14 protein-coding genes and 1 riboswitch are annotated in these 13974 nt (G+C 24.6%); of the genes, 4 read left to right on the top strand and 10 right to left on the bottom strand.

Annotated elements, in window-relative coordinates:
• Positions 1-73: 73 nt before the first annotated feature.
• Entirely contained in the window at positions 74-3541 is a 3468-nt protein-coding gene (locus CLTHE_RS07955) for an AAA family ATPase (RefSeq protein ID WP_080022773.1), read from the bottom strand.
• A gap of 173 nt (positions 3542-3714) precedes the next feature.
• On the opposite strand from CLTHE_RS07955, the gene CLTHE_RS07960 reads away from it, so the two are divergent.
• A complete protein-coding gene (locus CLTHE_RS07960; RefSeq protein WP_080022774.1) occupies positions 3715-4560 on the top strand; it encodes a patatin-like phospholipase family protein in 846 nt (281 codons plus the stop codon).
• A gap of 35 nt (positions 4561-4595) precedes the next feature.
• Here the strand turns inward: CLTHE_RS07960 and CLTHE_RS07965 are convergent, their stop codons facing one another.
• The 5 genes from CLTHE_RS07965 to CLTHE_RS07985 form a co-directional block, all read right to left on the bottom strand.
• The gene (locus tag CLTHE_RS07965; protein ID WP_002597614.1) at positions 4596-5003 is read right to left on the bottom strand and encodes a hypothetical protein; all 408 of its coding nucleotides are present in this window, start codon (positions 5001-5003) and stop codon (positions 4596-4598) included.
• 196 nt (positions 5004-5199) lie between these two features.
• Complete coding sequence (locus CLTHE_RS07970; RefSeq protein ID WP_080022775.1) at positions 5200-5868, bottom strand: TVP38/TMEM64 family protein; 669 nt, start codon at positions 5866-5868, stop codon at positions 5200-5202.
• A 152-nt stretch (positions 5869-6020) separates the two neighbouring features.
• Complete coding sequence (locus tag CLTHE_RS07975; protein WP_080022776.1) at positions 6021-6440, bottom strand: hypothetical protein; 420 nt, start codon at positions 6438-6440, stop codon at positions 6021-6023.
• A 210-nt stretch (positions 6441-6650) separates the two neighbouring features.
• Positions 6651-7298, bottom strand: coding sequence for a Dph6-related ATP pyrophosphatase (locus CLTHE_RS07980; protein WP_080022777.1), 648 nt, complete (start codon positions 7296-7298; stop codon positions 6651-6653).
• Between the two features lie 76 nt (positions 7299-7374).
• Entirely contained in the window at positions 7375-7998 is a 624-nt protein-coding gene (locus CLTHE_RS07985; RefSeq protein ID WP_080022778.1) for a DedA family protein, read from the bottom strand.
• A 179-nt stretch (positions 7999-8177) separates the two neighbouring features.
• On the opposite strand from CLTHE_RS07985, the gene CLTHE_RS07990 reads away from it, so the two are divergent.
• Positions 8178-8489, top strand: a complete 312-nt coding sequence (locus tag CLTHE_RS07990) for a DUF1540 domain-containing protein (protein ID WP_080022779.1) — start codon at positions 8178-8180, stop codon at positions 8487-8489.
• 44 nt (positions 8490-8533) lie between these two features.
• Here the strand turns inward: CLTHE_RS07990 and CLTHE_RS07995 are convergent, their stop codons facing one another.
• A complete protein-coding gene (locus CLTHE_RS07995; RefSeq protein ID WP_158082688.1) occupies positions 8534-8968 on the bottom strand; it encodes a UDP-N-acetylglucosamine pyrophosphorylase in 435 nt (144 codons plus the stop codon).
• A gap of 189 nt (positions 8969-9157) precedes the next feature.
• Between CLTHE_RS07995 and CLTHE_RS08000 the strand changes: the two genes are divergently transcribed.
• Together CLTHE_RS08000 and CLTHE_RS08005 are read left to right on the top strand one after the other, a co-directional pair.
• Positions 9158-9883, top strand: coding sequence for a sulfite exporter TauE/SafE family protein (locus CLTHE_RS08000; protein ID WP_080022781.1), 726 nt, complete (start codon positions 9158-9160; stop codon positions 9881-9883).
• 167 nt (positions 9884-10050) lie between these two features.
• Positions 10051-11013, top strand: coding sequence for a D-alanine--D-alanine ligase (locus tag CLTHE_RS08005; RefSeq protein WP_080022782.1), 963 nt, complete (start codon positions 10051-10053; stop codon positions 11011-11013).
• 34 nt (positions 11014-11047) lie between these two features.
• On the opposite strand, the gene CLTHE_RS08010 is transcribed toward CLTHE_RS08005, so the two are convergent.
• The 3 genes from CLTHE_RS08010 to CLTHE_RS08020 all read right to left on the bottom strand — a co-directional run bounded on the left by CLTHE_RS08010 (position 11048) and on the right by CLTHE_RS08020 (position 13925).
• Positions 11048-12442: an amino acid permease gene (locus CLTHE_RS08010; protein ID WP_080022783.1), complete on the bottom strand. Its 1395-nt coding sequence runs from the start codon at positions 12440-12442 to the stop codon at positions 11048-11050.
• 109 nt (positions 12443-12551) lie between these two features.
• A riboswitch (SAM riboswitch) is annotated at positions 12552-12656 on the bottom strand.
• An 82-nt stretch (positions 12657-12738) separates the two neighbouring features.
• The gene (locus CLTHE_RS08015; RefSeq protein ID WP_080022784.1) at positions 12739-13281 is read right to left on the bottom strand and encodes a cysteine hydrolase family protein; all 543 of its coding nucleotides are present in this window, start codon (positions 13279-13281) and stop codon (positions 12739-12741) included.
• 92 nt (positions 13282-13373) lie between these two features.
• Positions 13374-13925 carry a hypothetical protein gene (locus tag CLTHE_RS08020; protein ID WP_080022785.1) on the bottom strand — a complete coding sequence of 184 codons (552 nt, stop codon included), beginning with the start codon at positions 13923-13925 and terminating at the stop codon, positions 13374-13376.
• Between the last annotated feature and the right edge of the window lie 49 nt (positions 13926-13974).

Raw genomic sequence — 13974 nt, forward strand, 5'->3', positions numbered from 1 at the left:
ATACATATTTCTAAATATATCGCATAAAATCAACTAATTTTTTATAAATATATTATACTATTATTTTTAATTATTAAAAAAGGTCTTTTTTCATATTAACAAATTCTTCTTTAGTTATTAAATTTAAATCTAATAATTCTTTTAATTTTAATAAATTCTCTAAATCATAACCTTTTTCTTCATAATCTAAATTTTCAATTGTAAATTTGTTTAAAAATTCTTCTTTAGCTTCTAGTATATCTATTTTCTCTATTTTAGAATTTAAGTAATTAGTTATCTTATCCTTCCCAACTCTTATTCCTTGTAATTTAGTTATAATATCCATATAATTTTCTGCTAATACCCCATTTTTTATTTTTATCTTTTTATTATTATAAATTTCTCTTAATGAATCTTCTAAAGCTTCTATTTCATCTTTATCAAATGAGAATCCTTTAATTGATAATTTATTTATAACTATATTTTTTATTTCATTTTCTGAATAATCATTAAGTCTTATATATTCTAAGAATATTCCACCAAGTTTTGTATTTCTATATAGAAGCTCTTTTATCTCTTTCTCTTTTCCTCCTAAAATAAGTACTATCTTTCCACTATTTTTATTCATAAAATCTATTAATTCATTTATATAATAAACTCCATTTTTATCTTTTATTATGCTATCCAAATTATATAAATAAACTGTTTTTCCTATATTTTTTCCTAAAATACTATCAACAGAATTATTTTTTAATTTTTCACTTAACTCTATTCCTTTTATTCTTACTAAATTTTTAGTTTTTGTTAAACCTAAAGAAAATAATTCTTCACTTATAGTTTCAGCAAAAATACTTTTTCCTGAACCTTCATCTCCTGAAAGAATTATATTTAAGTCTTTAGGAGCCGATACAGATATACCTTTTTTTCTTCTAAACTCTCTAAGTTTTATTAGTTCTGCTATGTTTTTAAATATTCTTTTTTCTTTTTCTCTTCCTATTATATTTAAAGTTAACTTATCAAAGTCTATTACATTTCTAGCATAATCTCCAACACTTTCTATATCTTTAGCAGTTATTAAATTCATATCATAAGTACTTATGTCAGTTTCTGAAATTCTTATACTTTGAATTCTAATTAAATTCTCTACATAGTTTCTAACCATACGCCCATTTCCTGATTGAGCATCTGATTCTTCATATATATTTTCAAAGCTCTTTTTAAGCCATACATATCCATTTTTAGATAACTTAAAGCCTTTATTATTTATTATTTTTACGGCCATATCTAAAAGCTCTTCAGGATTATAATCTTCAAACTTAGTCCATAATGGGAATCTTGATTTCAATCCTATATTTACATCAAAGAAATCTTCAAGTTCCTTTTCATATCCTGCTAAAATAACAACTACGCTGTTTCCATAGTCCTCTATAAGCTTTAATAAAGTTTCTATGGCTTCTATTCCAAGTTCATCATTTGCAAGAGTATAAGCTTCATCAATAAATAATACTCCTCCAATAGCTTTTTTAAACACTTCTTCTGTTCTTTTTGCAGTACTTCCTTTTTCTCCAGTTACAAAGCTACTTCTATCTGTTTCTATTAATTGACCAGTTTTTAGAAGCCCAATACTATTAAGCATTTCTGCTACTAATCTAGCTATACTAGTTTTTCCTGTTCCTGGATTACCTGCAAATACCATATTTAAGTTTTGGTCTATTTCAGTATGAATTCCAACTGATTTTCTTTTTTCTTGTGCAATAATTAATTTATATTGATCTCTTAAAAGTCTCTTAACGCTATGAAGCCCTATAATTTCTGAAAGTTTCTTTTCTAAATCAAATTTAGTTTTTACTTTAAAGTTAAAGTTTTCAAAATCAAGGACATCTATGCCTTTTCCTTCTCCACTAATATATTTTTTAGAAGCATCCATTATTGCATTTTCAACTATGTTTCTTACAAATCTAGCATTACCTAAATCATTTTTACCTGATATTTGGTTTTTATAAAATAATTCAATTATTTCATTTTTAATTTCTGGATTTATTTCATAACCTTTTGCTTTTGCAATATTTATAGCAATATCATACATTTCTTCTGGAGTATAATCATAAAAATGAATTGTATTTGGGAATCTTGACTTTAATCCTTGATTTATAGAAAAGAATCTTTCCATATCTTTTTCATATCCAGCCATTATAACAATAAGATTTTCTCTATTATCTTCTATTCCTTTTAATAAAGCATCTACTATTTCTTTTCCCCACTTATCATCTTCACTTTCACATAAAGAATAAGCTTCATCTATAAATAATACTCCTCCCATAGCTGAATCTATAATGTCCATAGTTATTTTAGAAGCATCATTTACATTTTCAGAAACAAAATCACTTTTACTTACTTCTCTAAAAACTCCATTAGATAAAAGACCTAATGCATTAAAATATTCAAATGTTACTCTTGCTGCATTTGTCTTTCCTGTTCCTGCATTACCTGCAAAAATCATATTTAATGAAGGAGAAGTTACTTTTAAGCCTAATTTTTTTCTTATTTTTTGTACCTTTACATTATTTTCAACATTTTCAATGAAATCTTTTAATTCCTTAACTCCTATTATAGAGTTCAATTTATATTTAGCTTCTTCTAATGTTGTGTCTGAATAGTTACTTAAATTATATTCTTCACTTCCATCACTGCAATAAATACTATCTTCTTTTCTATAAACTATTAGATTACTTCCTTCTTCGAGTCTTTCTCTAACTATAAGATTTTTAACTGGCTTTAATACTGTATAATTTACATATTTTTTTATATCTAATTCTTCATCTGATCTAAAACTTTCATAAATAAATTTACTTAAATCATATTTTCCATCTTCTATATTTTCATTTAGATTTATCCATAAATCAATTTTATAGTTTTCTTTTATCATTTCTATATTTGATGAAAGAATTCTTTTTATTATCTCGTATCTTTCTTTAAGAGTTAAACTTTTACTTTTAAAAACTCTATCAACTCTATTTAGATAATCTTTACCAAATAATTTTTCTATATCTAACTCTCTATCATCTGATACAAAAATAAAAAATTTGCTGTGACAAACAATTTGATTAAAATCTGATTTCTCATCATTTTCTGCTCTTACTAAAATATCATTTTTCATTATGTAATTATCCATTAAGTTTAAACAACTATTAGGATATATGCTATTTATTAAATTTAAGATATCTTTACTTCCTTTTTTCAAATTTTTAAAAATTATTCCTTCTGACTCACTATTTAAACTTCTATATAAATCTGTTAAAAATGCATTATATCCAAATTTAAAATTATATGAACCTAAATCTATAGTATCTATTTTTGATGATTTAGTTTTTCCTTCTTTATGTAATAATTCAAATAACTTTTTGACTAAAACTTTCTTTCCAGTATCTTTTTCACCTTGAATGAAAATTACACTTTTTTCTTTTTTATCTATCTTATCATAAAAATAATTGCAAACTTCATTAATTAATTCTTCTTGTCCTATTAACATTTCATTTAACTCTTTTTTAATTTCTTTTATCATTTGTTTCTCCCCTCATTTAATAATTATTATTAAATAATAATATACGCTCTTTTTTTATTTATTTCAACTCATTCTTATTATTTATTTTAAATTAAAATTCTATGCTATTGTCTTATAAAAGATTTAAATATATACTTTTTATATAACAATTCAATATGAAAGGATAGATGATTATGACAAGCTTAATATTAGAAGGCGGAACATTTAGACCTATATTTAGTGCTGGAATTATGGATGCTCTTCTAGATAATGATATTATGGCACCTTATTGCATTGGGGTTTCTGCTGGAATTACTAATGCTTTCTCATATCTTTCTAGACAAAAAAGAAGAAATCTAGAGGTATTAGAAAACTTTAGAAATGATAAGCGTTATTTAAGTTTTAGAAATCTATTTAATTGTAGAAGTATATTTGGTTTAGATTTTGTTTTTGATACTATACCAAATGAAATTAATCCATTTGATTATGATACTTTCAATAAATACACTGGAAAAGTATTAGTAGGTGTAACTAATGCTTTAACTGGAAAATCTGAATATTTAAATGGAATGGAACTTGATAAAAAATGTACTATGTTAAGAGCTACATGTGCTATTCCTATGGCTTTTCCTAGCATAATGATAAATGGAACACCTTATTTTGATGGTGGACTTTGTGATCCTATTCCTATAAGAAAAGCAATAGAAGATGGAGCAGATAAGCACTTAATAATTTTAACTAGACCTAAAAGTTATAAAAAAGAAATAAGTAGAGGTGTAAAAATAACTGCAAAACTTCTTAAGAGAAAATATCCAAAACTTACACCTGTATTTTTAAATAGACATGAAAAATACAATGAAACAGTAAAATTCTGTGAACAACTTGAACAAGAAGGTAAAGCAATAATTCTTAGACCTAGCGAAGAAGAAAAAATCGAAAGCTTTGAAAAAGATGTTAAAAAACTTCATGAAGCTTACGATAATGGTTATAAACTAGCTATGTCTAGAATGGATGAAATAAAAAAATTATTTTCTAACTAAAAAGCTAGCAAATTTTATTTTGCTAGCTTTTTTTATTATTTATTTTTGAATTTTTTAAATAATCCAGCAATACCTATAGCTGCTGCTGTTACTCCAACTCCAATTGCTACCTTTTTCTTTGTTACAGGATTCTTTTTAATAACTGTTTCTGTCATTTCAATTGTAGAATCTCCGAAATTATTGTATTCAGTATAAAGAGCTTTTAATAACTCATATTTTTTTCTTGAAAAATTCTTCATAAGTGATGTATTACATCTCTCTATATAAACTCCTAAGCTTTCTTTTGGCTTTCTTTTTATTTCATCACCATTATCTTCATCAAATACATCATTTTCAACTGCTTTACGTTCTAATTCTTTTAATTGCGCTTCATTTCCGCTCCATAATAATGCATTTAGAAGTTGCTCTCTTATTTCTCTTATCATCATATTTTCTCTGTTCATATGTATACCTCCAATTCCTTAACTATTCTATATAATCTCACATTAAATTTATTTAATTATTTAATTTTATTATACCTTATTTATGTGATTTTGAAATTAACAAAATTATGTCAATTTTAAATAAATAAAATATTTAAAATTGAAAAATAAAAAAGATAATTTAAAATATTTTATTTTAAATTATCTTTAATAAAATTTAATCTATTTTCTTTCTTTTATTCATTATTTTTTTTGAAAATAATAAACCAATAATTAATATTATTATAGGTATAATAAATTCTGGAGAAAAAGGCTTATCAAAATTTTTACCAAGAATAGAGTAACATATAGTTTCAGGCATTACACCTAATAGAGAAGCTATTATAAAACTTCTATAAGATACTTTTGTAAATCCACAAGCATAACTTAATGGGTCATATGGTAAAATTGGTGGTAATCTTAGTAAAAATAATATTTTAAAACCATTATGTTCTAAATTTTCATCTAGTCTAAGCATTCTCTTTCCAAGCAGTCCTTCAACAAAATCTCTTCCTAGTAGTCTTGAAATAAAAAATGCTATTGTTCCTGTTATAAAAAATCCTATCATTGTAAGTATAAATCCTTTAACAGGACCAAACATCATTCCTCCTGCTATTGCTATAATGTTTGTAGGTATAATAAGGAAAAATGGTTTAATAACGTATATTCCTAAATATATAAGTGCTGAAAATGTACCTCTTTGCTCAATAAAATTAAGTACTTGTTCAATTTTAATATTCATTATTGCATGTCTATTTTCAAATAAAACAAATAATGCTAAACCTATTAAAACCAAAAATATACAAAATTTCAATTTTATATATTTATTTTTTTCTCTTCCAATCATTAAAAATCTCCTTAGTCGTTTAAAATAAATTTCATTTGTTTACAATTTTTATATATTGATTATATCATATAAATATTCTTTTTCATAATAAAAAATAGTAAAAAACACCATTTAGCGCTTTTTACTATTCTTTATACTATAAATTATTCTCATTATATTTCTTCAACTTCTGATGGTTCATCAGCCTTTGTTAAGAACTCATTTAAGTCATTGTATGAACTTTTAGCGAATTCTTGGAATGTATCCTCATCAATTTCAATAAACGCTCTACTATTAACTACAACTAAATCTCTCATTATCATTTTTACATCTATTTTTCCAACAACTCTTACTAAACTTGCTGCTGTTAAAACATTTAAGATTCCCTCATAATGCTCTCTGTTGTTTATTATAGCATTATTAATCTTTGGTAAGCTTTCTCTATAGTCAAGTGTAACACACTCATAAAATTCACCATCTTCATCATATAATTCTAATGCTAAATTATTTGTATCTAAATATCTTTCCATAACACAAGATAAATTTAATCCATCCCAATGAATTTTCTTGTTAAATACTTTCATATTTTCCATGATTAATAATACCTTCTTTCAAAAATTTTTACGACTATTTAAAAAATAACTCTCTACTTTGAATAATTTACTTTTTAATTATACCGTAATTATGAGTAAATTAAAAATTCCAGCCATAATTTTTCAATATATCTCATTTTTATTTATAAATAGATTATATTTTAAAACTAGACTTTTGTCTATATTTATGGATTATAACTTTGATTTTATTTAATTTATAGTTATTTCACCATATTTTTCATTTGTTTTCTTTTCTATAACATTAAATTGGACTTTTTCTTTAAATATAGGCCCATCAAATACAAATGTATGATATTCTCCATTTTCGCCACATACATCTGACCCAGCTTTTTTTATATCAATAATTAAATCCTCATCTAATATTTTTCCTAAAAAATCTTCATTTAATATATCTAATCTTACTTTTTTTATTACTGCTTTAAATCCACTTTTTATAAATTCTAAAGTTAATTTTTCTCTATCTTCATTCCACAATGGTAAAATACCTTCAATCTCAGCTTTTTTACACATATCTAAATCCCATTTTCTATGAAGCTCTATATCAATATCTCCAAAAGCACATATTTTAGCATCATATTTATCTCTTGCTTCTTTTAAAGCAGAAACAAAATTTTCTTCATATTTCTCTACACTACAATTTGCAAATAATAAATCTATTCCTAGACTTTCAGAAACTTTCTTAACTAAACTTTTATTTATTCCATGAAACCAAGAATCTTCACCATCTCCAGTAGTCACTAAAATACAAACTGGTTTATATCCCCTTTCTATCATTCTATATAAAGCCAATGTACTATCTTTTCCACAACTATATGCCATTATAAAATTTTTACTCAAACTCATTACTCCTTTACTTTAACTAAATAATCTTTAAAACTTTTTATTTCTTATAAAAACAATTAAATATCTTCTATTATAAATTATTATATTTTTTCTTTAGTATCTTATATAAAATATATCCAATAAATAATATAACAAAAATTATGACTATAATGTAAATATATTTTTTAGAAATTTCAAATATATATTTTATATTACTTCCAAAAAAGTATCCTAAAATAAATAATATTCCATTCCATATTCCAATTCCTATAGAAGTAAAAATAATAAAATATTTTATATTTAATCTTTCAACTCCAGCTACTAAAGATATATATGCTCTGGTAAATGGCATTACTCTAGCAATTAATACAACCATATTTCCATGTTTCTCAAATAAAATTCCTATTTTGTTTATGATAGGTCCTGATTTTTTTATTTTAACTTTTATAAAATTTAAAATTTTTCTTCCACCTAAATATCCCACTAAATAAGTTGTTAATGATCCTATTACACCTCCAAATATTGTAGTTAAATAGGCTACTATTAAATTATATTCTCCTTTAGCTGCCATAGCACTTATAAATGGGATTATAACTTCACTTGGAGGAGCTGGAACACATGCATATTCAATTCCAGATGCAATAAAAACTCCAAAGTATCCTGAAGTATGAACTAGTCCCATTATATTTTTTATTATCATATGAATTAAATCCATTATATTCCTCACTTCAGTTAAATTTTTTAATATTTCTAGCCTTGATTATAAAATAAATATTTTAATTTTATTATTATTTTTCTATTAAATTTATATTTTTAGGGAATTATAAAAAAGAAATATTTAATATTTTCATGTGTTTAAAAATATATTTTAAATAAAATAAGGAGTGATTCAAAATGATAAATTGTACAGTTCTAAATTGTTCTCATAATGCTAGTGGTAATTGTAAAGCTAATAGAGTTGATATTGGAGGTGCATTAGCTAATGAAGCTTCTGCTACTTGTTGCGGATCTTTTTTAGATAATAAACATTATGGTGATTTAACTAATAGTACAAATAGATTTACAGGAGAACCTGCACTTGTTTGTTCTGCTGAAACTTGTGAACACAACAAAAATAAACTTTGCTCACTTTCTTCTATAACTGTAAAAACTAATACTGACACTAAAATTTATACAGAAACTTTTTGTAGCAATTTTGATAAATAATAATAAAAAAATTAAAGGCGAATATTTCTATTCGCCTTTAATTTTTATTTTTCAACTAATTCCATAACTTCTTCTTTTGTAGCTTTTACAGTAAATATCATGTCACTATCAATTTTTATTTTGCATTCTTTTGAATTTATTTTTATTTCATCTGAAAATTTTCCTTTGCAAATTTCTTTATATCTTGTATCTGCAATTTGGACATTAAATCCACCTTTCATTCCAGTTATTTTTAAAGTTGCACCTTCTTTATCATCAGTTTTTATATTTATATCTATAATATTATTTCCTTTATTAAAACTTAAAGCATTTTGTGGTATTTTTTCTACTTTTACCTCTCCAAACATAGTCATAAATCCACCACTTAATTTTATTTTTGTCATTAATGTTGTTGGATACTTTTCAGATACATCCTTTAATAATTTTCCTAATTTATAAGTTGTTAAATTTAATTCCATTTCTTTTCTCTCTTTCTTCATGTAATTTATTAACTATATAATACTACCATTTTACTCGGATTTCAAATTCTTCTATATGCAAATCATTCTTATTTAACAGATTTATTACAATTTACTATTTATTTTAATTGTATAATATTTATGTAAATAAAAATTTATACACTAATAATTTTTATTTATTATATTTAATAAAAACTAAGGAGCCCTAATATGAATTACTTTTTAATTGCATTACTTTCATGTTCAATTGGAAGTTTTGTTGGATTAGGTGGAGACATAATAATAATCCCCCTATTACTTTCACTTGGTGTACCTAAAGCATTAATATCTATAAATACTGATTTAACAATGCTTTTTATGACATTTATGTCTACATTTATATATAGAAAAAGGCATCAAGGAGATTTTAAGACAGCTGTATTGATTGCTATTGGTATTATTCCAGGAGCATCTCTAGGTGTATATATAAATAGCTTTATAACAGTACATATATTTAATTTGTTCTTTATAATATTATTATTCATTTTAATATTACTTATGTTTTTTGAAAAAAGATTACCTAAAATAATTCTTCCTAATTGGACTAAACCCTTCGTTGGACTCTCTATTGGAATTATATCTGGGTTATTTGGTCTTGGTGGAGCTATAATGCTTATACCAATTCTTTTAATTTTTTATGGTTTTGATCAAAAAGGAGCATCTGCAACAACACTTTCACTTATATTTATAAGTACATTTATAACAGTTAGTAATTATTATTTTAGAGGATATCATAACTTAACCTATGCTATTTTTATGATTCCTGGTGCTTTAGTAGGTTCAAAAATTGGAACTTTTTTCAATAAAAAAGCTTCTAATGAATTAATTTCTTTATCTTTTAAATTAATATTAATAGGAATCTTTATTAAACAGTTAATAATGTTATTTTATATTTAATAAAAATTTTATATATATCTCTCATTTGTTTACAAATAATATATATGTACAAAGTTTTTTTACATTTTTCCAGTTCATTTTTAACCTTTTTGTAATTTTTTCATAACCTGCATTGATATAATTAAGAGGAATTAAAAATTAAATTAGATTAGTTGGAGGTTAGTTACATGTTAAAAGTTGGAGTACTTATGGGAGGAATTTCTTCAGAAAGAGAAGTTTCATTAGATAGTGGAAATAATGTTATTGAACACTTAGACAAATCAAAATATGAAGTTATTCCTGTTGTAATAGATGACAAACTAGATGTATTTGAAAAAGTTAAAGGATTAGATTTTGCTCTTCTTATGCTTCATGGTAAATTTGGTGAAGATGGTAGAGTACAAGCTATATTAGAAACTTATGGAATTCCTTATTCAGGATGTGGAGTTTTAGCTGGTGGATTAGGAGTAGATAAAGATATAAGTAAACAAATCTTAAGATACCACAATATAAGAACAGCTGATTGGTTCGTTGTTAAGTCAGTTGAAGAAATCGATTATGATAAAATCGAAGAATTTGGTTACCCAGTAATGGTTAAACCAGTAAGTGGTGGTGGAAGTGTTGCTACTTTCATAGTTAAGAAAAAAGAAGATGTTGAAGAAGCTGTAAGAGAAGGTCTTCTTTGGGATGAAGAAATAATGATAGAACAATTTATCGAAGGTGCTACTGAAATAACTTGTCCAGTACTTGATGGTAAAATGTTACCTGTTCTTCAAATAGATCCAAAAGGAGAATTCTTCGATTATCAATCAAAATATACTGCTGAAGGTGCTGACAGATATGTTATAGACCTTCCAAAAGAATTACACGAAGAAGTTGAAAGAATGGCTGTTGGAACTTACTATGCTTTAAAAACTAGCGTTTACACAAGAGTTGATATGTTAGTTAAAGATGGTGTTCCTTATGTTCTTGAAGTTAACACATTACCAGGAATGACTAAAAACAGTCTTTACCCAGTAAGCTTAAAAGGTGCTGGAATTGAAGTTTCAGACTTCTTAGATACAATAATCGAAAAATCACTTGCAGTTAGAAAGAAAGTTTTTGCTTTAGATGATGCAAGAAACAACGGTGTTGTAGTTAAAGAAAAATAGTAAAATAAAAAAAGACCGAATTTATCGGTCTTTTTTATTTTGCTAATTTTTTAGAAATAGTCATTATTATAAATGGAAGTAAAAGTATAATTATAAATACTATTATTAATAAACTTGTATAAGAAGTAACTTGACTCTCTTTTACTCCACTTGGAGGAATAAATGAAATTATAAATGCTATAACTGTAAAAATTAATCCAATAATTCCTATAAATAATTTAATAAATTTATTTTTTGATATTCTATATTTTCTTTCTAAATTATCATATTTTAATGTCAGTTTTATGTACGCTAAGAAAAATAAAAAATATGCTGTAAGATATACTATAACTGTAAGAGTCATTGCCATAAAAAATGAATTATTTGAAGTTCCTGCCCCAAAAGTAATTATAAATGCCCATATAGTCACTAATACTCCTTGTATTATAAGTATATATGATGCTACATCATTTTTATTTCTTTTAGCTATTCTTTTATCAAAAAGTCCTTTTTCTCCTGCTAATGAAAGTCCTCTACTTGGACCTATTATCCATGCACTAACTTCTGCAATTGAGCCAAGGCAAAGTAAAATAGCTAATATTTTTACTACTATATTAAAATTTCCAAAATGATTTAAAAGACTTGAAAAAGCTTGAAAAACACCTTGATTTAAACTTAACTCTGATTTTGGTACAACCATTCCAATTGATAATGCTCCCATACTACTTAAAAGTACAGCAAGTATAAGTAAAATTATTATTGCTCTTGGATAATCTCTCTTAGGGTTTTTCATATCATTAATATGTGTTGCCGAAACTTCAAGTCCCATATATGAAAGCATAAATGATACCAAAACAACTAAAGAGCTCTTATTATGTAAGTTTGGGAAAAATGTATTCTTATCCATAACTAAATGTATAGGATATCCTTTAAATATATAAATTCCTGTAAGAACAAATAAAAATAACGCTGGAATTAATATTCCTCCAATAAAACCAATTTTGGCTATTAATGCAGTTTTATTTATTCCTTTTAGCTGTACATAAGTAATAATCCAAAATATAATTATTACAGATAAAAACTTTAATATTGGATTTGAATTTATCGCCTCAATTCCTGTAACGTAGGCTATAGCTCCAACTATAAAATAAATCATTGTTACAGCTCCTATTGTAAAGACTATAAATTGATAAAATATATGAGCAAATCCTAATTTTTTTCCTAATGTATTACTTGTCCAAGTAAATACTCCTCCTTCTTGAAATCCTTCAACTGTTGCCATTTCTGCAGCACATAAACAAACTGGCAAAAACCAAAATAGTCCTCCAACTAATAAATAAAATATTGAATTAAATCCGCTAGTAGCAAATGTTGGATATTCATAAATTTCTATTAATATTGAACTTGTAAGAAATAAAAATCCAAACATACTTAAATTTTTTTTATTCACCTTTAATTTCTCCTTTATCTTTTGTTTCTTAAATCAAGAAGGAGAAAAAACAAAAGCTATCTTTTGATTTTTCAGACAAAAGATAGCTAAATTATTCCTAATTACCATACTCTTATCTCTCAGAAAAATTTTTTCTGCAGGATTTAGCACAATTCTCAAATTTGAGCTGTTGCTAGGCTTCATAGGGCCAGTCCCTCCACCTTCTTGATAAAAGATTTATTTATTTACTTTTAATTTTAAAATTATCTATATGATATTTCAAGTTAAATTTATGTGAAAATTTGAAACAAAACTTATTATCTATTTAACACTTTTATATGAATACCTTCTAATATATCTAAAGTTTTTTCATGCATTTCTTTATTAAAACTTGCACACAATTTAGCATCAACTATTATATCACTATTTATATATGCATTTTGGAACATTACTACATTGCTTAAAAGACACATATTCGTAACTATTCCTATTATCTCAATTTCAGTTATATATCCAAAATCTTTTTTGATTTCACAAAGTGACTTAGGAGATATTCCAAAAGCTTTTTTCTCTAATAAAAATATTTCTTTATTATTTTTTACTATATCTTCTAATTTTCCATAAAGACTATGTCCTTTTGTTCCTTTTATACAATGGATTATTGGGAAATTTTTTCCCTCTCTAGTCTCTAAATAATTTTCCCCATGAGTATCAAGAGTACATATAACTCTATCTCCACTAGCTAAATATTTTAAAACCTTATTACATATCCCCTCTTCTAAATATTTAGCTTCTTCAAAGCCAGCTGATCCATTAACAAAATCTTTTTGATAATCTACAACTACTAATAATTTTCCCATTTTCTAACTCCCCTTAAATAAATTTATATAAATATTATATTTTATATAAATAATAGAGACAATATAAATTTATACTGTCTCTACTATTAAAATTAATTATTAAATAAACTATTTATTTGATTATTCATTTCATTTATTTGTTTATTCATATTGTTTTGTATTTGTTCCATAACTTTATTTTCTGCTTGCATTTGCTCAGCTATATTATGTCTTATCTCTGTTCCAACTTTATTTTCATTATTAGCTATTTTTTCTACTAACTCTATTTGTTCTTTAGTTAATTTTGAATCCTTTGAAACTGTCCATTGATTATTTTCTTTAACTAATTCTATATTATTTAATGTTACTTCTTTTTGGTCTTTTCCTGCTAATTTATATTTTAAATCCATTTTTTCATTTTTACCATCTGGATTTATATTTACACTTAAATTATCAAAATCTTGTCCAAACAATTTTTGTCCTAAAGCATTTAAAGTATCACTATTATTGTTTTCATTATTAGCTTGAAGCGTACTTTGTATTTGAGCTTTTTCTAAATTTTCTATTCTCTTATTTTTATTATATATCTCTACTCCACAAGCAATTATAATAACTACTAAAATTCCAACAATAACCCAACTTACTATTAAACTTTTACGTTTCATAAATAATCACTCCTTTTTCTAGTGTTTTTTATAATTATATCATCTTTAA

This window comes from Clostridium thermobutyricum DSM 4928 (assembly GCF_002050515.1).
Classification (GTDB): domain Bacteria; phylum Bacillota; class Clostridia; order Clostridiales; family Clostridiaceae; genus Clostridium; species Clostridium thermobutyricum.